Annotated in this window: 21 protein-coding genes; 11 read left to right on the top strand and 10 right to left on the bottom strand. The window is 63.2% G+C overall.

The window, feature by feature from the left end:
• Nucleotides 1-82: 82 nt before the first annotated feature.
• Nucleotides 83-880: a dienelactone hydrolase family protein gene (locus tag BV82_RS20515; RefSeq protein ID WP_010220393.1), complete on the bottom strand. Its 798-nt coding sequence runs from the start codon at nucleotides 878-880 to the stop codon at nucleotides 83-85.
• A gap of 160 nt (nucleotides 881-1040) precedes the next feature.
• On the opposite strand from BV82_RS20515, the gene BV82_RS20510 reads away from it, so the two are divergent.
• The 4 genes from BV82_RS20510 to BV82_RS20495 all read left to right on the top strand — a co-directional run bounded on the left by BV82_RS20510 (nucleotide 1041) and on the right by BV82_RS20495 (nucleotide 5382).
• The gene (locus tag BV82_RS20510) at nucleotides 1041-1643 is read left to right on the top strand and encodes an outer membrane protein (RefSeq protein WP_010220391.1); all 603 of its coding nucleotides are present in this window, start codon (nucleotides 1041-1043) and stop codon (nucleotides 1641-1643) included.
• Nucleotides 1644-1758: 115 nt separating this feature from the next.
• A complete protein-coding gene (locus tag BV82_RS20505; RefSeq protein ID WP_010220390.1) occupies nucleotides 1759-2436 on the top strand; it encodes a response regulator in 678 nt (225 codons plus the stop codon).
• Entirely contained in the window at nucleotides 2433-3788 is a 1356-nt protein-coding gene (locus BV82_RS20500) for an ATP-binding protein (protein WP_036996598.1), read from the top strand. Before BV82_RS20505 ends, BV82_RS20500 begins: the two co-directional genes overlap by 4 nt.
• Nucleotides 3789-4059: 271 nt before the next feature.
• Nucleotides 4060-5382: a dicarboxylate/amino acid:cation symporter gene (locus tag BV82_RS20495; protein ID WP_010220388.1), complete on the top strand. Its 1323-nt coding sequence runs from the start codon at nucleotides 4060-4062 to the stop codon at nucleotides 5380-5382.
• 102 nt (nucleotides 5383-5484) lie between these two features.
• Here the strand turns inward: BV82_RS20495 and BV82_RS20490 are convergent, their stop codons facing one another.
• A complete protein-coding gene (locus BV82_RS20490) occupies nucleotides 5485-5979 on the bottom strand; it encodes a SprT family zinc-dependent metalloprotease (protein ID WP_010220387.1) in 495 nt (164 codons plus the stop codon).
• A 137-nt stretch (nucleotides 5980-6116) separates the two neighbouring features.
• Nucleotides 6117-6716, bottom strand: a complete 600-nt coding sequence (locus BV82_RS20485; RefSeq protein ID WP_010220386.1) for a Yip1 family protein — start codon at nucleotides 6714-6716, stop codon at nucleotides 6117-6119.
• A gap of 266 nt (nucleotides 6717-6982) precedes the next feature.
• Between BV82_RS20485 and ttcA the strand changes: the two genes are divergently transcribed.
• On the top strand, nucleotides 6983-7807 hold the full coding sequence (gene ttcA / locus BV82_RS20480) for a tRNA 2-thiocytidine(32) synthetase TtcA (RefSeq protein ID WP_010220385.1): 825 nt from the start codon (nucleotides 6983-6985) through the stop codon (nucleotides 7805-7807).
• A gap of 5 nt (nucleotides 7808-7812) precedes the next feature.
• Nucleotides 7813-8484, top strand: a complete 672-nt coding sequence (locus tag BV82_RS20475) for a DNA-3-methyladenine glycosylase I (RefSeq protein WP_010220383.1) — start codon at nucleotides 7813-7815, stop codon at nucleotides 8482-8484.
• 81 nt (nucleotides 8485-8565) lie between these two features.
• Here BV82_RS20475 and BV82_RS20470 read toward each other — a convergent pair whose 3' ends face one another.
• Genes BV82_RS20470 through arsC form a run of 3 tightly spaced genes read right to left on the bottom strand, consistent with a single transcriptional unit; the run spans nucleotide 8566 to nucleotide 9930 of the window.
• On the bottom strand, nucleotides 8566-8982 hold the full coding sequence (locus tag BV82_RS20470; protein ID WP_010220381.1) for a DUF2069 domain-containing protein: 417 nt from the start codon (nucleotides 8980-8982) through the stop codon (nucleotides 8566-8568).
• Nucleotides 8975-9580: an NAD(P)H:quinone oxidoreductase gene (gene wrbA / locus BV82_RS20465; protein ID WP_010220380.1), complete on the bottom strand. Its 606-nt coding sequence runs from the start codon at nucleotides 9578-9580 to the stop codon at nucleotides 8975-8977. The genes BV82_RS20470 and wrbA overlap by 8 nt, the downstream gene beginning before the upstream one ends.
• Nucleotides 9577-9930: an arsenate reductase (glutaredoxin) gene (arsC, locus tag BV82_RS20460; protein ID WP_010220378.1), complete on the bottom strand. Its 354-nt coding sequence runs from the start codon at nucleotides 9928-9930 to the stop codon at nucleotides 9577-9579. Before arsC ends, wrbA begins: the two co-directional genes overlap by 4 nt.
• An 86-nt stretch (nucleotides 9931-10016) precedes the next feature.
• Between arsC and BV82_RS20455 the strand changes: the two genes are divergently transcribed.
• Complete coding sequence (locus BV82_RS20455) at nucleotides 10017-10481, top strand: TlpA disulfide reductase family protein (protein ID WP_036996596.1); 465 nt, start codon at nucleotides 10017-10019, stop codon at nucleotides 10479-10481.
• A 99-nt stretch (nucleotides 10482-10580) separates the two neighbouring features.
• On the opposite strand, the gene BV82_RS20450 is transcribed toward BV82_RS20455, so the two are convergent.
• From BV82_RS20450 to BV82_RS20435, 4 genes are all read right to left on the bottom strand, one after another.
• Complete coding sequence (locus BV82_RS20450; RefSeq protein WP_010220376.1) at nucleotides 10581-10985, bottom strand: META domain-containing protein; 405 nt, start codon at nucleotides 10983-10985, stop codon at nucleotides 10581-10583.
• Nucleotides 10982-11419: a hypothetical protein gene (locus tag BV82_RS20445; RefSeq protein WP_010220375.1), complete on the bottom strand. Its 438-nt coding sequence runs from the start codon at nucleotides 11417-11419 to the stop codon at nucleotides 10982-10984. The genes BV82_RS20450 and BV82_RS20445 overlap by 4 nt, the downstream gene beginning before the upstream one ends.
• A gap of 31 nt (nucleotides 11420-11450) precedes the next feature.
• The gene (locus tag BV82_RS20440) at nucleotides 11451-12440 is read right to left on the bottom strand and encodes a 2-hydroxyacid dehydrogenase (protein WP_036996595.1); all 990 of its coding nucleotides are present in this window, start codon (nucleotides 12438-12440) and stop codon (nucleotides 11451-11453) included.
• Between the two features lie 76 nt (nucleotides 12441-12516).
• A complete protein-coding gene (locus tag BV82_RS20435) occupies nucleotides 12517-15270 on the bottom strand; it encodes a response regulator (protein ID WP_026001148.1) in 2754 nt (917 codons plus the stop codon).
• A 213-nt stretch (nucleotides 15271-15483) separates the two neighbouring features.
• On the opposite strand from BV82_RS20435, the gene BV82_RS20430 reads away from it, so the two are divergent.
• From BV82_RS20430 to rlmD, 4 genes are all read left to right on the top strand, one after another.
• On the top strand, nucleotides 15484-16200 hold the full coding sequence (locus BV82_RS20430) for a response regulator transcription factor (protein WP_036996594.1): 717 nt from the start codon (nucleotides 15484-15486) through the stop codon (nucleotides 16198-16200).
• A complete protein-coding gene (locus BV82_RS20425; RefSeq protein ID WP_036995139.1) occupies nucleotides 16172-17542 on the top strand; it encodes a sensor histidine kinase in 1371 nt (456 codons plus the stop codon). Before BV82_RS20430 ends, BV82_RS20425 begins: the two co-directional genes overlap by 29 nt.
• A gap of 212 nt (nucleotides 17543-17754) precedes the next feature.
• The gene (gene cysM, locus BV82_RS20420; RefSeq protein WP_026001147.1) at nucleotides 17755-18657 is read left to right on the top strand and encodes a cysteine synthase CysM; all 903 of its coding nucleotides are present in this window, start codon (nucleotides 17755-17757) and stop codon (nucleotides 18655-18657) included.
• A complete protein-coding gene (gene rlmD, locus BV82_RS20415) occupies nucleotides 18657-20015 on the top strand; it encodes a 23S rRNA (uracil(1939)-C(5))-methyltransferase RlmD (protein WP_036996592.1) in 1359 nt (452 codons plus the stop codon). The genes cysM and rlmD overlap by 1 nt, the downstream gene beginning before the upstream one ends.
• The last annotated feature ends 30 nt before the right edge of the window (nucleotides 20016-20045 follow it).

The raw sequence follows: 20045 nt of genomic DNA, 5'->3' as shown, positions 1-20045 counted from the left end.
CACTGTGTAGGAGCGGGCTTGCCCCGCGATTGCGGTGTAACAGACACACCGCTATCGCGGGGCAAGCCCGCTCCTACAGGGGTTAACCTTTAGTGAAGATCTTTTTGAAGAACGCCTGCAAATCCGCCCAGGAGCTCTCATCCGCCGACTTGTTGTAGCCAATATCAGGCCCACCATGCCCGCCGTGGCTCAGGCGGTCGGCATCGGGGTTGGTAAAGCCATGCTTGGCCCCAGGAATACTGACGAACTCATAGCTCGCCCCGGCCGCGTCCATTTCTTCCTTGAATTTTTCCACCTGCTCCGGCGTCACCATACTGTCGCTGGCGCCATGCTCTACCAGCACCTTGGCCTTGACGCTGCCCGGCGTTGCTGGCGCATTGGTGACCAGCGCACCGTGGAAGCTGGCCACCCCGGCCAGTGGCTCACCGCGGCGCGCGGCATCGAGCACCACCTTGCCGCCAAAGCAGTAGCCAATGGCGGCGATCCGCTTGGTATCGGTCTGTGGCTGGATCTTCAGCAGTTCAACCCCGGCATCAAAGCGCTGGGCTGCAGTGTTCGGGTTTTTCAGCGCTGCGGCCATGAATGCCTTGGCTTCGGCCGGGTGCTCGCTGTTCTTGCCGTCGCCATACATGTCGATGGCCAGGGCGCTGTAACCGAGGCCGGCGAGGTCGCGGGCGCGGCGCTTGGCATAGTCGTTGAGCCCCCACAGTTCATGCACCACGACCACGCCCGGGCGCTTGCCCTTGGCGGCGTCGTCGTAGGCGTAATAGCCGACCAGGCGCTTGCCGTCGGCGTCCTGGTAGGGAATCTCACGGGTTTGCACTGCAGCCTGGGCCAGGCTGGCGGCGCCGATCAGGGCCAGAGCGAGCAGACAACGCATGGTCGGTACTCCTTTTTTTTTCGGGCGGCTCGTGCAGTCGGTTTTTTGCAATCGGTGCAGCTGTTCAGCCGAGGTTCAGCCAGGGTTCAGCGGCGGTTCAGGACGGCTTGCTTACTCTAGCTTCCACACCAACACAGTGCATCACCTGGAGTACCACACGATGAAAAAGCTCAACACCCTGCTGCTCACCGTTGCTTTCCTTGGCGCCAGCGCCGCCGCCCAGGCCGCTGACACCACTTTCGCTGGCGTCACTTATGGTCAGACCAGCGACAAGATCAAAAAATCCGGCCTGCTGAGCCGCAACACGGATCACCTGAACACCGACGGCATCATCAGCAAGGACAGCACCTACGGCATCCGCGTCGGCCAGATGAACGACCAGGGCCGCTACTACCTCACCTACGACAACGTCTCCAACGACCACAGCGGCCTGAAAGTGCGTCAGGAAAACCTGCTGGGCAGCTACGACCTGTTCTACCCGCTGGGCAGCACCACCAAGCTGTTCGGTGGCGCCAGCGCCGGCCTGACCAAGATGAGCATGGAGTCCTCCGGCTACAGCCGCGACACCGACACCGGCTACGCCATCGGCCTGCAAGCCGGCCTGCTGCAGCAAGTCACCGACAATGCTTCGGTGGAACTGGGCTACCGTTACCTGCGCAGCAATGCCAGCACCGAACTGTCCGAGCATGACGGCCCGAAAGTCGGCAGCCTGCGCCTGAACAGCAGCGCCCAGACCTACCTGTCGGCCAACTACGCGTTCTAAGTCGCCTGGCGATGTCCGAACCGGCCTGCATGCGCACGGCCGGTTCGCTGTTATTCTGCATTCGGTCTACAAAACTGACTGGCCAATGAAGGCCGGCACGGGTCTGGAGGAGCGTATGAAACTGCTGGTGGTCGAGGATGAAGCACTTTTGCGTCATCACTTGTACAGCCGCTTGACGGAAAGCGGGCATGTGGTCGAAGCGGTGGCCAATGCCGAGGAGGCCCTGTACCAGGCCGAGCAGTTCAACCATGACCTGGCGGTGATCGACCTGGGCCTGCCGGGCATGAGCGGGCTCGACCTGATCCGCCAGTTGCGGTCCCAGGGCAAGAGCTTCCCGATCCTGATCCTCACCGCTCGCGGCAACTGGCAGGACAAGGTCGAAGGCCTGGCCGCCGGCGCCGACGATTATGTGGTCAAGCCCTTCCAGTTCGAAGAGCTCGAAGCCCGCCTCAACGCCTTGCTGCGCCGCTCCAGCGGCTTTACCCAGTCGACCATCGCCGCCGGCCCCCTGGTGCTCGACCTCAATCGCAAGCAGGCGACCCTCGACGAGCAGCCCCTGGCGCTGACCGCCTATGAGTACCGCATCCTTGAGTACCTGATGCGTCATCACCAGCAGGTGGTGGCCAAGGACCGCTTGATGGAGCAGCTGTATCCGGACGATGACGAGCGCGATCCGAACGTCATCGAGGTGCTGGTCGGCCGCCTGCGGCGCAAGCTTGAGGGCAGCAACGGCTTCAAGCCGATCGATACCGTGCGTGGCCTGGGCTACCTGTTCACCGAGCGTTGCCGATGATCCGTTCGCTACGCCTGCGTCTGATGCTGGCGGCCGCGGTGCTGGCGCTGCTGTTCATGCTCGGCTTGCTGCCGGCTTTGCAAAAGGCCTTCAGCCTGGCCTTGCAGGAGTCGATCGAGCAGCGCCTGGCGTCGGACGTCACCACGTTGATCTCTGCCGCACGCATTGAAGACGGCAACCTGCAGATGCCGGTGTTGTTGCCCGACGAAAAATTCAACCTGCCCGACAGCCGCCTGCTCGGTTACATCTATGACCGCCAGGGCAACCTGGTGTGGCGTTCGCGGGCCACCGCGGACGAGAACATCAACTACACCCCGCGCTACGACGGGCGTGGCAACGAGTTCGCACGGATTCGTCAGGACGACGGCGAGGAGTTTTTCGTCTATGACGTCGAGGTCAAGCTGCTCGGTGGCAAGACCGCCGCCTTCAGTATCGTCGCCCTGCAGCCGGTACGTGAATACCAGCACACCCTCGACGGCCTGCGCGAAAAGCTCTACCTGGGCTTCGGCGCGGCGTTGCTGGCGCTGCTGGCGCTGCTCTGGGCCGGCCTGACCTGGGGGCTGCGTTCGCTGCGGCAGATGAGCCGCGAGCTGGATGATGTCGAGTCCGGCGCCCGCGAAGGCTTGAGCAGCGAGCATCCACGTGAACTGCTGCGCCTGACCGACTCGCTCAACCGCCTGTTGCGCAGCGAGCGCGAGCAGCGCCGCCGCTACCGTGATTCCCTGGGGGATCTGGCCCACAGCCTGAAAACACCGCTCACCGTGCTTCAGGGCGTCAGCGAAAGCATGGCCCAGCGCCGCGAAGACCGTGAGCAGGCACGGGTGCTGCAAAGCCAGATCGAACGCATGAGCCAGCAGATCGACTACCAACTGCAACGGGCCAGCCTGCGCAAGAGCGGCCTGGTGCGCCACCAGGTGCAACTGCGGCCGTTGCTTGACAGCCTGTGCAGCACCCTGGCCAAGGTCTACCGCGACAAGCACGTGCACATCAGCGTGGATCTGCCAGCGAACGCAATGGTACCGATGGAGCAGGGGGCCTTGCTGGAACTGCTCGGCAACTTGCTGGAAAACGCCTACCGCCTGTGTCTGAGCCAGGTTCGCATCAGCCTGCTGGCCAACCAGGCGCAGGTTGTACTGTGTATCGAGGACGACGGCCCCGGCGTGCCCGCCAACCAGCGTGAGCGGATTCTCCAGCGTGGCGAGCGCCTGGACCGGCAGAACCCGGGGCAGGGCATCGGCTTGGCGGTGGTCAAGGACATCATTGAAAGCTACGACGCGACCCTGACCCTCGATGACTCGCCGCTGGGCGGTGCTGCCTTTCGGATTCGCTTTGAACTGGAGCGCAACCCCTAGGCGGATTATCGCCATCATTGTCGGAATCTTTTCTGCAGCGTGCGGAAATCCGCCAACCCCACCCCGTCAACCTGCAACCTCTTTGTGCATGACAGCCCCGTAAAACCGGGGCTTGCACCGTTAAAGCGCATTTTGGCATCGGGCTTGCTATGGACTCATCAGAGTTCTGCCAGGCAGCTCGACACAACAAATCCCTCCAGTGCAGGAGGGTTCGCGCTTTAGGTACCCCGCATCCTGGCAAGGATGAGCCGGTACCCTTGAGGAATTAGCCATGACGACGCGTCAGCCACTGTACAAATCGCTGTATATCCAGGTGTTAGTAGCGATCACCATCGGTATCCTGCTGGGCCACTACTACCCTGAAACCGGCGTAGCCCTGAAGCCACTGGGTGACGGGTTCGTCAAACTGATCAAAATGGTCATCGCCCCGATCATCTTCTGTACCGTGGTCAGCGGCATCGCTGGCATGCAGAACATGAAATCGGTCGGCAAGACCGGTGGCTACGCGCTGCTGTACTTCGAAATCGTCTCGACCATTGCCCTGATCATCGGTCTGGTCGTGGTCAACGTGGTCAAGCCTGGCGCCGGCATGCACATCGATGTCAGCACCCTGAACGCCAGCAGTGTGGCTGCCTATGCCGCCGCCGGCGCGCAGCAGACCACCGTGGGCTTCCTGCTCAACATCATCCCCAACACCGTGGTCGGCGCCTTCGCCAACGGCGACATCCTGCAAGTGCTGATGTTCTCGGTGATCTTTGGCTTCGCCCTGCATCGCCTGGGTGCCTACGGCAAGCCATTGCTGGACCTGATCGACCGCTTCGCCCATGTCATGTTCAACATCATCAACATGATCATGAAGCTGGCGCCGGTCGGTGCCTTCGGTGCCATGGCCTTCACCATCGGCCAGTACGGCGTCGGTTCGCTGGTGCAACTGGGCCAGCTGATGATCTGCTTCTATGTCACCTGCGTGCTGTTCATCCTGGTGGTGCTCGGCAGTATCGCCCGCGCTCACGGCTTCAGCATCCTCAAGCTGATCCGCTACATCCGTGAAGAGCTGATGATCGTGCTGGGTACTTCGTCTTCGGAATCGGCGCTGCCACGCATGCTGACCAAGATGGAGCGTCTGGGGGCGAAGAAATCCGTGGTTGGCCTGGTGATCCCGACCGGCTACTCGTTCAACCTCGACGGTACCTCGATCTACCTGACCATGGCCGCCGTGTTCATCGCCCAGGCGACCGACACCACCATGGACATCACCCACCAGATCACCCTGCTGCTGGTGCTGCTGGTCGCTTCCAAGGGGGCTGCGGGCGTTACCGGCAGTGGTTTCATTGTGCTTGCCGCGACCCTGTCGGCCGTTGGCCACCTGCCGGTTGCCGGTCTGGCGCTGATCCTCGGCATCGACCGCTTCATGTCCGAAGCCCGTGCCCTGACCAACCTGATCGGCAATGCCGTGGCCACCGTGGTCGTGGCCAAGTGGGTCAATGAGCTGGACGAAGACAAGCTGCAGGCCGAACTGGCTTCCGGTGGCTCGCCGCTGACCGATACCCGCCCGATGGATGACCTGGGCGTGGCTGAAGGTCCTGCTCGCTAAGATGCAGGCGGTGTAACGCAAAAAGCCCATCTTCGGATGGGCTTTTTTGTGTCTGCGGGGGCTTCCACAGATTGGGTGGGAGCGGGCGTGCCCTGCGATGCTTTATTCCACCCGGGTCTCGCCGCTATACACCAGGGTATTGCGACAGCGCCGGCACAGATAGCGCCGCCCCTGGCGGACCAGGCTATGGCGTTGCGCCGAGAACGGGAAGTCGCTGCCAGCGCACGGGCAGCGGTAGATATAGCGGGTCACCGTGCGGCGCTTGACGGCGTAGTTATGGCAGCGGTGGGGCGGCAGTTCATAGACGCCGCGCATGATCAGCTGCCATTCCTCGCCATGGGGCTGGATGCGGTCGCCAAACAGCTGGTGCGCCACCAGGTGGGCGACCTCGTGGGGCACCGTCTGCTTGAGGAAATCTTCGCTGTTTTCGCGGTACAGCTGCAGGTTGAAGCGCAGCAGGTTCTCGTGCAGGTGGGCGACGCCAGCCTTTTGTCCGCGCAGCTTGAAGCTGACTTCGGGGCGCGGGAAGGGGCGTTTGAAAAAGGTTTCGGCTTGCTGGTAACAGGTTTCGACGCGGGATTTGAGCAGTTCGGGCATATCGGGGAACACTCCTGGCCGACGATTATGCCGCAACCGCAGCGACGCTGCCGAGCCACCTGTCAGCGCACAGTATCAGGCCGCCTTGCGGCGGCCTGAGGGTTGGTGCACCTATGTTGCTGTTCTAATAGTTTGCGTCAGTTGGTATAGACGGGCCCCACGCCCAGTCCCCAGACAATTACGGTGAAGGCCATGATAGCGACCAGCACCACCAGCCCTACTGCCAGTACCGAACTCGAGAACAGGAAGCCCTCGTCGGATGGAATGTTCATGAAGGTCGGCAAGCCGACATACAGCAGGTACACCGTGTAGCACACCGCTGCGGTGCCAACGATCATACCCAGCCACAGGTGCGGGTACAGCGCCGCCAGGCCACCGATGAACAGCGGCGTTGCGGTGTAGGTGGCAAAAGCGATGCAGCGCGCCAGGCTGGGGTTGGCGTCGTAGGTGCGGGCCATCCAGTGGATGAATGCGCCCATGACCGCCACGCCGCCCAGCATGGCCAGGTAGGACATGATGGTCATCCACAGCGCACTTTCCTGGGTGAGCATGACCGGAGCGCGATCGCCGATGACCCAGCCGACCTGGGTGGTGCCGATAAACGCCGAAATCGCCGGGATCGCGGCGAGGATCAGCGTGTGGGTCAGGTACATGTGACTGATGCTTTCTTCTTCACCGCGAATTTCTTTCCATTCCTGATCGGGATGGGTAAATAGCCCAACAACGTGATGGATCATGCCGGTCACTCCTATCGCTGTTGCCATCGCCCCCCATCGGAGCGCTGCGGCCCCAAGTCTGGGCCAGAGGTTGGAGGTCACCTTTGTGTGGCCTTATGTCGCAGTATAGAAAGGCGTTCGCTGCATAAAGCCGGCTTTTTAGAGCAAATCGCGCTGTCAGGGCGCTGCTTAATCACGATGCAGTCTTTATCGGATTGGCCTACGCCCGCTGTTGGTTTAAGGGTAAAATGTTCGGCTTTTGTCACACCTCGCGGATTCCAAGCGCTATGGGCACCCTTTCGGTCAACCAGAACAAACTGCAAAAACGCCTGCGTCGTCTCGCTGGCGAAGCCATCACCGACTTCAACATGATCGAAGACGGTGACAAGGTCATGGTCTGCCTGTCCGGCGGCAAAGACAGCTACACCATGCTCGATGTTCTGCTGCACCTGCAGAAAGTGGCGCCGATCAAGTTCGACATCGTCGCGGTGAACATGGACCAGAAGCAGCCGGGCTTCCCCGAGCACGTGTTGCCGGCTTACCTGGAAACCCTCGGCGTCGAGTACCACATCGTCGAGAAGGACACCTACTCGGTGGTCAAGGAGCTGATCCCGGAAGGCAAGACCACCTGCTCGCTGTGCTCGCGCCTGCGTCGCGGCACCCTGTACACCTTTGCCGACGAGATCGGCGCGACCAAGATGGCCCTGGGGCATCACCGCGACGACATCGTCGAAACCTTCTTCCTCAACATGTTCTTCAACGGCACCCTCAAGGCCATGCCGCCCAAGCTGCGTGCCGATGACGGGCGTAACGTGGTGATCCGCCCGCTGGCCTACTGCAGCGAGAAGGACATCCAGGCCTACTCGGACATGAAGGAATTCCCGATCATCCCGTGCAACCTCTGCGGCTCGCAGGAAAACCTGCAGCGCCAGGTGGTCAAGGACATGCTGGTGGAGTGGGAGCGCAAGACCCCGGGGCGTACCGAGAATATCTTCCGTGGCCTGCAGAACGTGGTGCCGTCGCAACTGGCGGACCGCAATCTGTTCGACTTCACCAGCCTGAAGATCGACGAGACCGCCACCCCGCGGTTTGTCGACGTGTTGAACATCTGACCGCCATGCGCGATTACCAATGGCTGCATGAGTACTGCCTGAACCGCTTCGGCTCGGCCGCGGCCCTCGAAGCGCACCTGCCCCAGGCGAAAAGCCCCGAGCAGTTGCGCGCGATCGGCGCCGACCGTTACCTGTCGACCCTGGCCCTGCGGGTGTTTCGCGCCGGTTTGAAGCACAGCCTGGTGGACGCCAAATGGCCGGCCTTCGAGCAGGTGTTCTTCGCGTTCGACCCGCAAAAGGTCGTGCTGATGGGCGCCGAGCACCTGGAGCGGCTGATGCAGGACACGCGGATCATCCGCCATTTGGGCAAGCTCAAGAGCGTGCCGCGCAATGCGCAGATGATCCTCGATGTCGAGAAGGAATTCGGCAGTTTCGGTGGGTTTATCGCCGATTGGCCGGTGACCGATATCGTCGGCCTGTGGAAGTACCTGGCCAAGCATGGCAACCAGTTGGGCGGGCTGTCGGCGCCGCGTTTTTTGCGCATGTGCGGCAAGGACACGTTCATCCCTACCAATGACATGGCTGCGGCGTTGATCGCCCAGGACATCATCGACAAGCCGCCGACCAGCCAGCGCGATCTGGCCCTGGTGCAGGATGCCTTCAATCAGTGGCATGCCGAGAGTGGGCGGCCGCTGTGTCAGCTGTCGGTGATGCTGGCGCATACCGTCAATCACTGAGATCGGTGGTGCCATCATCGCTGGCAAGCCCGCTCCCACAAAACCCTGTGGGAGCTGGCTTGCCAGCGATGAATTCAACTCTTAGTTCGAACCTTCCCCCGCCAGCCGCCGCTCATACTGAAAGCGCCAGCGCACATACAGCAGGGCACTGACGAACAGCGCCAGGCTGATCGCCACTTCCAGCCAGCCAAACAGCGCCCGGGCCGGGTCGAATGCGGCCAGTACACCTTTGATGAAGTACAGGTTGACCACAAAGCAGGTCCAGGCATGCGCACGGGCGTTGCCCAGCAGCATGCCCGGCAGCAGCAGGGCCAGCGGCACCAGTTCGATTGCCAGGATCACCCCGACCCGCGCACCGTGCAGGTCGGCGAACAGCAGGTTGTTCAGGGTCAGCAAGGCGATCAGGCCGAAAAAGCTCGCCAGGCTCAACGCCCGGGTCAGGCGCAGGCGCGGTGTCAGCCATTCGATTGGGGGCAGCACCTTGGGCTTTTTAGCCACGGCCGTTCTCCAGCAGTTTGGCGGTGCTCGCCAGGCGTTGGCCAAGGGCGCGGCACAGGGCGATTTCGTCGGCATCCAGGTCACGCTTGCCGTCGGCACCGGCATGGTGGCTGGCGCCGTAAGGCGTGCCGCCGCCGCGGGTTTCCAGCAGCGCCGACTCGCTGTAGGGCAGGCCCATGATCAGCATGCCGTGGTGCATCAGTGGCAGCAGCATCGACAGCAGGGTCGACTCCTGGCCGCCGTGCAGGCTGGCGGTGGAGGTGAACGCCGCCGCCGGCTTGCCCACCAGGCCGCCGCTCAGCCACAGGCTGCTGGTACCGTCGATGAAGTACTTGAGCGGCGCAGCCATGTTGCCAAAGCGCGTCGGGCTGCCCAGGGCCAGGCCCGAGCAATGGCGCAGGTCATCCAGGGTGGCATACAGGGCGCCGGTTTCCGGGATGTCCGGGGCGACGGCTTCGCACTCGGTGGAAATCGCCGGTACCGTGCGGATGCGCGCTTCCAGGCCGGCCATTTCGACGCCGCGGGCAATCTGCCGGGCCATCTCGCTGGTCGAGCCGTGGCGACTGTAGAACAGAATCAGGATGTACGGCGCGCTCACGGCAGGATCTCCAGCACCTTCTCCGGTGGCCGGCCGATCACGGCTTTATCGCCGGCAATCAGGATGGGCCGCTCGATCAGCTTGGGGTGCTGGGCCATGGCGTCGATCAACTGCGCCTCGCTGAGGCTGGCGTCGGCCAGGTTGAGCGTTTTGTATTCGTCTTCACCGCTGCGCAGCAACTGGCGTGCACTGATGTTCAGCTTGCCGAGCAGGGCCTTGAGCTCGACGGCAGTCGGCGGGGTTTCCAGGTAGCGCACCACGGTCGGGGCCAGGCCGCGGGCTTCGAGCAGCTCGAGGGCGCCACGGGATTTGGAGCAGCGCGGATTGTGATAGAGGGTCAGGTCAGTCATGTTCGGGTCGCATCCAGCAGGGTGTGGCGGCTATTCTAACCGTAGCGACTTCGCATTTTGTTTGAATCTTCGAGAAGGATTGACCCATGACAAGGCGTTTGGCAGCAGCACTGGCCATCACTGCGAGCCTGTTGCTCGGTGGTTGCGGTGCGGATTACGGCCTGGACCAGCACGGCCAGGCGGTGAAGGCCGAGCAGATTGAAGGGCACTGGCTGGTGCTCAACTACTGGGCGGAATGGTGTGGCCCATGCCGTACGGAAATTCCCGAACTCAACGCGGCGGCCAAGCAATGGCAGGGGCGGGGCGTGCAGGTGCTCGGGGTGAACTTCGACGGCCTGCAGGGTGAAGACCTGAAGAAGGCCAGCGAGGCGCTGGGCATCGGCTTCACGGTACTCGCCAGCGACCCGGCCGAGCGTTACGAGCTGCCGCCTAGCGAAGCCTTGCCGGTGACCTACATCATCGATGACAAGGGCAAGGTGCGCGAACAGTTGATGGGCGAGCAGACCCTTGAGGGGTTGAAGCAGAAGATCGAGGCGCTCAAGGGCGCTTGACAGCAGATTCAAGCTACAAGCGACAAGCTGCAAGATAGAGCAAGACCGCGCACAGTCTGCTTTTACTTGCTGCTTGAAGCTTGTGGCTTGCCGCTTAAGTCAGCCTTCCTCAGGCCAGAAACGCAGCGGCTTGCCCTCGGCCGGCCAGAAACGCACCTGCTCGATCGGCGAGATGTCCCAGCGTTGCACGGTCTCCAGCGCCTGGAGGAAGCGTTTTTCCTGCTCCATCAGTGCCGGCGCGCAGAGCTTGCGGGTGCTGCCGACCTTGCCGAAGGTCAACTTCTCGCCCTCCAGCTGATACGGCGCGAACCAGTGGTTGCAGCCGGCGTTGCCATAGGCGCGGCCGTCGGCGGCCAGGGTCAGGGTCAGGTGGCTGTAGTCCATCAGCGGACGTTCGCCAATCCACTCCAGCAGGTAGCTGCGTTCCTGTTCCAGCTTCATCGGCTCGGCGGCGCAACCCAGCAGGGCCGTGCCGATCAGGGCTGAGAGCAACAGCGTTTTCACTGGGCCGTCTCCTTGCATTTCGGGCACAGGTGCTTGTCGCCACGGCTGACCCAGCCCAGTTCGGCAATGCGCGCGCTGGCGGCCGGTTGTTGGGCCTTTTTGCCCAGTTTGGCATCGACCGCGAATTCGAAGCTCAGGTTCGCCTGGCAGCTGTCGCAGTTGACCTCCCAGGTGTGGATCGCCAGTTCGCCGAATACCGGGCCGCTGGCCACCGCGACCCATTGGCCGGTGGGGTTGATCAGGTGACGCACGGACTCCACGGTCAGGCGCATGGACAAGTCCTTGCTGCCCTTGAGGGTCACCAGCAGAACGTCGTTCTTCTGGATCGAGCCGCCGTTGCCGGTCACTTGATAGCGGCCTGGCACCAGGGCGCGGCACTCGATCAGGGTGTGTTGCGGGTTAAACAGGGTGTAGCGGAAATCGTGTTCGACCATGGGTCCTCCAAATCTGCCGCGTATCCTAGCATCAACCCTCGACCAAGTTCTGCGGATTGCCTGCCGCCCAGCGGGTTATGTTGTCCAGGGTGGTGGCGGCAATGGCGGCCAGTGCCTCGCGGGTGAGGAAGGCCTGGTGGGCGGTGACGATGACATTGGGGAAGGTCAGCAGCCGCGCCAGCACGTCGTCCTGCAACGGCAGGTCGGAGCGGTCTTCGAAGAACAGCTGGGCTTCCTCTTCATAGACATCCAGGCCCAGGTAGCCGAGCTGGCCGCTTTTCAGCGCCTCGATCAATGCCGGGGTGTCCACCAGTGCGCCACGGCCAGTGTTGATCAGCATGGCGCCAGGCTTAAGGTCAGCCAGGCTCTGGGCGTTGATCAGGTGGCGGGTGTCGTCGGTCAGCGGGCAATGCAGGCTGATCACCTGCGCCTGGCGCAGCAGCTCTGGCAGGCTCAGGTAGCGTGCGCCGAGGGCCAGCAGCTCGGGGTTGGGGTAGGGGTCGTACGCCAGCAGTTGGCAACCGAAGCCGGCCATGATTCGCGCAAAGGCCGCGCCGATCTGCCCGGTGCCGACTACACCGACGGTCTTGCCGTGCAGGTCGAAGCCGGTCAGGCCGTGCAGGGTGAAGTCGCCCTCGCGGGTGCGGTTGTAGGCCCGGTGCAGGCGCCGGTTGAGTGCCAGGATCAGCGCCACGGCATGTTCGGCCACGGCGTGGGGCGAGTAGGCCGGTACTCGCACCACGGCCAGGCCCAGGCGTTTTGCGGCGGCCAGGTCGACATGGTTGTAGCCGGCCGAACGCAGAGCGATCAAGCGCGTGCCGGCGGCCGCCAGGCGTTGCAGTACGGCAGCGCCGAGGTCATCGTTGATGAAGGCGCAGACCACTTCATGGCCGGCGGCCAGCGGTGCGGTGTCTTCGCTAAGGCGTGCGGGCTGAAAGTGCAGCTCCAGCCCCGGAGCGCGTGCAGCACCGGTGAAACTGTCCTGGTCGTAGGTCTGGCTGCTGAAAAACAGTACGCGCATGGGATCCTCCTGAAGGCTTTGCCTGAAAGTTTAACCAAGGGGCAAGGATCAAGCCTTGCCCCAGGTCAGCCAGGGTTCAGGCGCTCATGCGCGCCTGGGCCGTGAGCCGGGTAATGGCCCGGTCCAGTTCGTCGAGGGCTTGCGGGGCTTGTGGGTCATCTTGCTTGAGCAAGGTTTCACTGCGTTGGCAGGCCGCGCGCAGTTGTGGCACGCCGCAGTAGCGCGAGGCGCCATTGAGCCGGTGCACGCGCTCGATCATGCCATTGCGGTCGGCTGCCTCGCGGGCGGTGCGAATCGCTTCGCGGTCGGACTCCAGCGACGCCAGCAGCATCGCCAGCATGTCGGCGGCCAAGTCCGGTTTGCCCGCCGCCAGGCGCAGGCCCTCCTCGGGGTCGAGGACCTTCAATTCGCTGCTGTCGGGGATGCGCTCCAGCAGTCGTTCCGGGCGCGGTGCGCCGAGGGTCAGGCCGGTCCATTTGAGCACCACCTGGGCCAGTTGGCGTTCGCTGATCGGCTTGGTCAGGTAGTCATCCATGCCACTGTGCAGCAGTGCGCGTTTTTCGTTGGCCATGGCGTGGGCGGTCAGGGCGACGATCGGCAAGGGTGCGCCGCTCTGGCTGCTTTCCCACTGGCGGATCTGCTCGGTGCATTCGCGCCCGTCCATGCCGGGCATCTGCACATCCATCAGCACCAGGTCGAAACGCTCGTCCTGCACGGCCTGAACCGCCGCATAGCCGCTGTCGACCGCCAGCACTTCGGCACCGAGGTCTTCCAGCAGGGTTTGCACCAGCAGCAGGTTGGCCGGGTTGTCGTCGACGCACAGCACTTTCGGCAACGGCTGGTCGGACACCGGCTTGCTTTCGCTGCCCGGGCGCCGCGGTTGGACCATCTCCATCAGGGCCCGGCGTAATTTACGTGTACACGCAGGCTTGGCCTGCAACTGGCTGTGGGGGTTGGGCAGGTACGGATGGTAGAGCGCCTGCTCGGTCGTCGGGCACAGCACCAGGGCCTGGCAGGCAAGGTGCTCCAGTTGCTGGATGTGCTGGCCAAGGCGTTCCGGCGAAAGGCTGTCGAGGTTGACCCCGAGCACCGCCAGCTCGAAGGGTTGCCCGGCAAGGGTGGCGGCCTCGACCGCGTGCAGCAATTGTTCGACGGTAGCGAACAGGCTGACGCTCAGGCCGCAGTCTTCCAGTTGATGCTCCAGGGCCTGGCGCGCCAGTTCGTGGCTGTCGACAATCGCCACCCGGCGGCCCACCAGCGGTTGCATGGGCAGGTCTTCGGCATCGTCACGGGCCTTGGGCAGGCTCAGGCTGATCCAGAACTGCGAGCCTTCGCCTGGCGTGCTGTCGACGCCGATCTCGCCGCCCATCTGTTCGATCAGGCGCTTGGAAATCACCAGGCCCAGGCCGGTGCCGCCGGGCTGGCGCGACAACGAGTTGTCAGCCTGGCTAAAGGCCTGGAACAGCGCTCGCACGTCCTGGTTGGACAGGCCGATACCGGTGTCCTGAACGCTGATGCGCAACTGCACGCTGTCTTCGCGCTCGTCCTCGAGCATGGCCCGGGCGACGATGGTGCCTTCACGGGTGAACTTGATGGCGTTGCTGACCAGGTTGGTGAGGATCTGCTTGAGCCGTAGCGGGTCACCGACCAGCGACAGCGGCGTATCGCGATACACCAGGCTGACCAGCTCCAGCTGTTTGGCGTGGGCGGCCGGGGCGAGGATGGTCAGGGTGTCCTGGATCAGGTCGCGCAGGTTGAACGGAATGCTGTCGAGCACCAGCTTGCCGGCCTCGATCTTGGAGAAGTCGAGGATCTCGTTGATGATGCCCAAGAGGCTGCCGGCGGACTTTTCGATGGTGCCCAGGTAGTCGAGCTGGCGCGGGGTCAGTTCGCTTTTTTGCAGCAAGTGAGTAAAGCCGAGGATGCCGTTGAGCGGCGTACGGATTTCGTGGCTCATGTTGGCCAGGAACTCGGACTTGATCCGGCTGGCCTCCAGGGCCTCCTTGCGCGCCATGTCCAGCTCGATGTTCTGGATCTCGATGGTTTCCAGGTTCTGGCGAACGTCTTCGGTAGCCTGATCGATGCTGTGCTGCAGTTCTTCATGGGCGTTGTGCAGGGTTTCGGCCATGCGGTTGATGCCCGCCGCCAGTTCGTCCAGCTCGTAGCTGCCCATTTGCGGCAGGCGTTCTTCCAGGTTGCCGTCCTTGAGCTGGGTGACGGCATATTTGATCTGGCCGATCGGGCCGTTGATGGTGCGGCTCATGCGCAAGGCCAGCAGCGCGGTGGCGGCCAGGCCCAGTAGAATCAGCAGCAGGCTGGTGAACAGGCTGCGGTAGCCACGCAACAGGGTGCCGTCGTGGGACAGCTCGATTTCCACCCAGCCCAGCAGGCGATCGGCTTCGCCAGGAATCAGCTCGCCGGCCAAGTCGCGGTGACGGCCGAACACCGGCAGCAGATAACGGGTGGCGTCATTGCCGGTGCGTTGCAGCAGTTGCGTGCCGCCACCGGTGGGCGCCTGGTTGAGCATGCTCGGGCCGGCGTGGGCCAGGGCGTTGCGATCAGGGCCGAGGAAGGCCACGGCCCGTACATCGGACTGCTCCAGGGCCTGGGCGGCGATGCGCTCCAGCTGCGCCGGGTCGTGACGTACCAGCGCCGGCGCCACCAGCGGTGCCAGTTGTTCGGCAATCATCTTGCCGCGTTGCAGCAGTTGGGTTTGCAGCTCGTTCTGCTGCAACCAGGTGAAATAGCCGCCCAGCACCAGTGCCATCAGGCTGGCCGGCAACAAGGCGAGCAACAGCACGCGGCTTCTGATCCCCAATCTATTCAGCACGCCACTCTCCTGTGCGCGGTAAGCGCTGTAAGTCCCCGCCAGCTCCTGCTGACAGACCAAGTCGGAAAAGTACCGCGCCTACTCGCGTAATGCACTCATTTGTATCTGCTTTTGTCTATTCCAAGCGATAAGCCAGGCTTTGCCCGAGCCTTGGTTGCCTGTGCGCAGTGAATACCCAATAATCGCGTGATTGAGAATTGCTAGCATCGGTCAATGACTCCTGTATCTACTTGCGCGTCCAACATCCTTGCCATCGAGGACGATCCGGTCCTGGGCGCCTACCTGCGTGAGGAGCTGCAGCGCGGCGGCTTCAAGGTCACCTGGTGCCAGAATGGCAGCGATGGCCTGCAGGTTGCCCAGCGCGGCAGCTTTGACGTGGTGTTGATGGACATCCTGCTACCCGGCCTCAACGGCCTGGATGTGCTGGCGCAGCTGCGGCAGAACAGTTCGACACCGGTGATCCTGATGTCCGCCCTGGGGGCCGAAGCTGACCGCATCACCGGCTTCCAGCGCGGTGCCGATGATTACCTGCCCAAACCCTTCAGCATGGTCGAGCTGCAGGTACGTATCGAGGCGATCCTGCGCCGCGTGGCGCTGGAGCGACGCCATCACCAACCGGCACAGGTACAGGCCGGGAAATTGCACTTCGATGAAACGACCAGTGATGTCTGTTACGGCAAGCAATGGGCGGGGCTGACCCTCAGCGAATACCGCCTGCTCGATACCCTGCACCGCAGCGATGAGGAGGTACTGAGCAAAGCCTTCCTTTACCAGCACGTGTTGCAGCGCGGCTATGCCCGCCATGATCGCAGCCTGGACATGCATGTCAGCCAGATTCGCCGCAAGCTCAAGGCCATCGGTTATCTCGAGCGCGAAGTGCGGACGGTATGGGGCAAGGGGTATGTGCTCAGTGGCGCAGAGGTGCACTGAAGTGCCCAACCGTCATTCATTGTTCTGGAAACTGGCGATCTTGCTGGTCGGCTTCTGCCTGCTGATGATCGGCCTGAGCTGGACCTGGGGCCGGCATATGGAAACCCAGAACGCGTTCCTCTCGGACCAGGCCAAAGGCACGTTGCAAGGCTATGCCAGTGAAGCCGAGCAGGCCTGGGCGCGTGGAGGGCAGGCCGGTATCGACGCCTGGCTGGCGGCAGTCCGCGACAAGGAGTCCGGCTGGGTCGGGGTGATCGGCCCGGACCTGCAGTCCCTGAGCAGCACGCCGCTCAACGAGGTTGAAAACCGGCGCCTGACCTTTCTGCGCGGTATCGACTGGCCGGTGAGCCCGCGGTCGATCGGCATGCCATGGATGCGCCTGCCGTTTACCGAGCAGCCGCACCTGGGCACCCTGGTCATGGAACTGCCGCAACGTCTGGCGCCGGGGCAGTACCGGGTGCTGTGGCGGGTAGTCACCAACGGCATCATCCCCGGGCTGTTCACCTTGCTGCTGTGCGTTGGCCTCTACCGCATGCTGATTGTGCCGCTGATCCAGTTGCGTGAGCAGGCCAATGCCTGGCGCGCCGACCAGCTCTCGGCACGGGTGGCCAGCAGCACCACCAGCCGGCAGGACGAGCTGGGTGAACTGGGCCGCGCTTTCGATGACATGGCCGAGCGCCTGCAGGGCACGGTCGCCCTGCAGCAGCAACTGTTGCGTGACCTCTCCCATGAGTTGCGCACACCGTTGAGCCGTTTGCGCGTGGCCTGTGACAGCGAAGCCGATGCGCAGCACCTGCGCGAGCGCCTGGGGCGGGAGATCGACTGCATGCAGCGGCTGGTCGAAGATACGCTGCAACTGGCCTGGCTGGACACCGAGCGTGCGCCGCTGAGCAAGGAGCCCATCCAGGTCCAGGCCTTGTGGGACATGCTGGCCGAAGATGCCTGCTATGAAAGTGGCTGGCCCGCCGCGCAACTGCATTGTGCGCTGGAGGCCTCGTGCTGGGTGCAGGGTAACCTCAACAGCCTGGCCCAGGCGCTGGAGAACATCTTGCGCAACGCCATTCGGCATTCCCCCGCCGGGAGCGTTATCCGCCTGGACGGGCGGCGTCAGGGCGATCACTGGTTGATCTGGCTGCAAGACCAGGGCGGTGGGGTGGCGCAAAGCGAGCTTGAGCGCATTTTCGCGCCCTTTACCCGCCTGGACGGTTCGCGGCCCGGCGATGGCGGCTTCGGGCTGGGCCTGAGCATTGCCCGCAATGCCATCGTCCGCCAGGGCGGGCGATTGTGGGCGCAAAACACTGGCCAGGGCCTGCGGCTGAACATGCAACTGCCGGCGGTGTGATCCCGGGGCCGCTTCGCGGCCCATCGCCGGCAAGTCCGGCTCCCACAGGTACTAGGTGCATGCAAATCCACTGTGGGAGCTGGCTTGCCAGTGATAGGGCCATAAACTCTTGCTTATAGCTTGCAGCTATAACCCCAACACATTGCGTGATATGGGCAAATCCCGTTTGCCGGTATGATAGGCGCCCCCGCAGTCTGGATTGCGAATACGCCATGACCTTGCAGTACCCAACCATCGCCGATTGCGTCGGCAACACGCCTCTGGTCCGCCTGCAGCGCATTGCCGGCGACACCAGCAATACCCTCCTGCTCAAGCTCGAAGGCAACAACCCGGCAGGCTCGGTCAAGGACCGGCCGGCGTTGTCGATGATCACCCGCGCCGAGCTGCGTGGGCAGATCAAGCCGGGCGATACCCTGATCGAAGCGACCTCGGGCAACACCGGTATCGCGCTGGCCATGGCGGCGGCGATCAAGGGTTACAAGATGATCCTGATCATGCCCGACAATTCCAGCGCCGAGCGCAAGGCGGCGATGACGGCCTATGGCGCCGAGCTGATCCTGGTCAGCAAGGAAGAGGGCATGGAAGGCGCCCGTGATCTTGCCGACCGTCTGCAGGCGGAAGGCCGTGGCCTGGTGCTCGACCAGTTTGGCAATGTCGACAACCCTGAAGCTCACTATGTGAGCACCGGCCCGGAAATCTGGCGCCAGACCCAGGGCACCATTACCCACTTCATCAGCTCCATGGGTACCACCGGCACCATCATGGGCTGCTCGCGCTACCTCAAGGAGCAGAACCCGGCGGTGCAGATCATCGGTCTGCAACCGATGGAAGGCTCGGCCATCCCAGGCATCCGTCGCTGGCCGCAGGAATACCTGCCGAAAATCTACCAGTCCGAGCGCGTTGACCGCGTGGTCGACATGACTCAGAGCGAAGCCGAAGAAACCACCCGCAGGCTGGCCCGAGAAGAGGGCATTTTCTGTGGCGTGTCCTCCGGTGGTGCAGTGGCAGCCATGCTGCGCTTGTCCCGCGAGCTGGAAAACGCCGTGATGGTGGCGATCATTTGCGACCGTGGCGACCGTTATCTGTCGACCGGCATTTTCGATTCAGTGAACTGATGTCCAAGAACAAACGTAACAGCGGCCTGCGCTTTCAGCCGGCCGGTGGCACCCGCGCGCCACAGATCCCTACCGGTAAAAAACAGCGCCTGAGCATCGAGCGCCTGGCCGGTGACGGCCGCGGTATTGCCTTTCTCGACGGTCGCACCTGGTTCGTCAGTGGCGCCCTGGCCGAGGAAGAGGTCGAAGCGCGGGTGCTCAATACCCACGGCAAGGTGGTCGAGGCCCGTCTGGAGCGGGTGTTCATTGCCAGCCCGGCGCGCCGCGAGGCCCCGTGCAAGTACTTCGACCGCTGTGGTGGCTGCAACCTGCAGCATCTGCCCCATGCCGATCAACTGGCGCTCAAGCAGCGCCTGCTGGCCGAGCAGTTGCAGCGGGTCGCGGGCGTGCAACCCGAGCACTGGGCAGCGCCGCTGACCGGGCCGGAGTTCGGCTACCGGCGTCGGGCGCGGGTTGCCGTGCGTTGGGACAACAAGGCGAAAAATCTCGAAGTGGGTTTTCGCGCCGAAGCCAGTCAGGACATCGTCGCCATCGACGATTGCCCGGTGCTGGTACAACCCTTGCAGTCGATCATGCGCCACCTGCCGACGCTGTTGCGTAGCCTGAGCAAGCCGCAGGTGGTTGGCCACGTCGAGCTGTTCAGCGGTACCGCGCTGGCGCTGCTGTTGCGTCATACCGGGCCATTGGGCGAGGGTGACCTGGCGCGCCTGCAGGCGTTCTGCGTCGAGGCGGGTGTACAACTGTGGTTGCAAGGCGAAGGTGAACCTTCGCCAGTGGATGCCGGTCAGAGTCTTGGTTTTGACCTTGAACCCTGGAACCTTGAGCTTGCCTACCGGCCCGGCGATTTTGTCCAGGTCAACGCCCAGGTCAACACCGCGATGATCGAGCAGGCCCTGGCCTGGTTGGCGCCGCAGGCGGATGAACGCGTGCTTGACCTGTTCTGTGGGCTGGGCAACTTCGCTCTGCCGCTGGCCCGGCAGGCGCGGGAAGTGGTGGCGGTGGAAGGGGTACAGGCAATGGTCGAGCGGGCGGCAGCCAATGCTCGTAGCAACAATTTGCATAACACGCAGTTTTTTCAGGCCGATTTATCGCAGCCTTTGGCGGCGTCGGGCTGGGCCGCAGGAGGCTTTTCTGCGGTACTCTTGGACCCACCGCGCGACGGCGCTTATGAGGTGGTGCGAAAAATCGCAGACCTTGGGGCGAAACGTCTTGTTTATGTATCGTGCAACCCGGCGACCCTGGCCCGCGACACCGTCGAACTGGTCAGGCAGGGTTACCGGTTAAAATGTGCCGGGATTCTCGACATGTTTCCTCAGACGGCGCATGTCGAAGCCATGGCTTTATTCGAAGCGGGTTAGCCAGGCTGACGCGTTCGGCGCTGCACCTTG

Source organism: Pseudomonas donghuensis, from assembly GCF_000696345.2.
Taxonomy (GTDB): Bacteria; Pseudomonadota; Gammaproteobacteria; order Pseudomonadales; family Pseudomonadaceae; genus Aquipseudomonas; species Aquipseudomonas donghuensis.
This window is presented reverse-complemented; position numbering and strand designations above follow the sequence as displayed.

Excerpts from the sequence above, each read along its gene's own strand:
- BV82_RS20515 (WP_010220393.1), bottom strand. The coding sequence starts at position 880 with ATGCGTTGTCTGCTCGCTCTGGCCCTGATCGGCGCCGCCAGCCTGGCC.
- BV82_RS20510 (WP_010220391.1), top strand. The coding sequence starts at position 1,041 with ATGAAAAAGCTCAACACCCTGCTGCTCACCGTTGCTTTCCTTGGCGCC.
- BV82_RS20505 (WP_010220390.1), top strand. The coding sequence starts at position 1,759 with ATGAAACTGCTGGTGGTCGAGGATGAAGCACTTTTGCGTCATCACTTG.
- BV82_RS20500 (WP_036996598.1), top strand. The coding sequence starts at position 2,433 with ATGATCCGTTCGCTACGCCTGCGTCTGATGCTGGCGGCCGCGGTGCTG.
- BV82_RS20495 (WP_010220388.1), top strand. The coding sequence starts at position 4,060 with ATGACGACGCGTCAGCCACTGTACAAATCGCTGTATATCCAGGTGTTA.
- BV82_RS20490 (WP_010220387.1), bottom strand. The coding sequence starts at position 5,979 with ATGCCCGAACTGCTCAAATCCCGCGTCGAAACCTGTTACCAGCAAGCC.
- BV82_RS20485 (WP_010220386.1), bottom strand. The coding sequence starts at position 6,716 with ATGATCCATCACGTTGTTGGGCTATTTACCCATCCCGATCAGGAATGG.
- ttcA (WP_010220385.1), top strand. The coding sequence starts at position 6,983 with ATGGGCACCCTTTCGGTCAACCAGAACAAACTGCAAAAACGCCTGCGT.
- BV82_RS20475 (WP_010220383.1), top strand. The coding sequence starts at position 7,813 with ATGCGCGATTACCAATGGCTGCATGAGTACTGCCTGAACCGCTTCGGC.
- arsC (WP_010220378.1), bottom strand. The coding sequence starts at position 9,930 with ATGACTGACCTGACCCTCTATCACAATCCGCGCTGCTCCAAATCCCGT.
- BV82_RS20455 (WP_036996596.1), top strand. The coding sequence starts at position 10,017 with ATGACAAGGCGTTTGGCAGCAGCACTGGCCATCACTGCGAGCCTGTTG.
- BV82_RS20445 (WP_010220375.1), bottom strand. The coding sequence starts at position 11,419 with ATGGTCGAACACGATTTCCGCTACACCCTGTTTAACCCGCAACACACC.
- BV82_RS20440 (WP_036996595.1), bottom strand. The coding sequence starts at position 12,440 with ATGCGCGTACTGTTTTTCAGCAGCCAGACCTACGACCAGGACAGTTTC.
- BV82_RS20430 (WP_036996594.1), top strand. The coding sequence starts at position 15,484 with ATGACTCCTGTATCTACTTGCGCGTCCAACATCCTTGCCATCGAGGAC.
- BV82_RS20425 (WP_036995139.1), top strand. The coding sequence starts at position 16,172 with ATGTGCTCAGTGGCGCAGAGGTGCACTGAAGTGCCCAACCGTCATTCA.
- cysM (WP_026001147.1), top strand. The coding sequence starts at position 17,755 with ATGACCTTGCAGTACCCAACCATCGCCGATTGCGTCGGCAACACGCCT.
- rlmD (WP_036996592.1), top strand. The coding sequence starts at position 18,657 with ATGTCCAAGAACAAACGTAACAGCGGCCTGCGCTTTCAGCCGGCCGGT.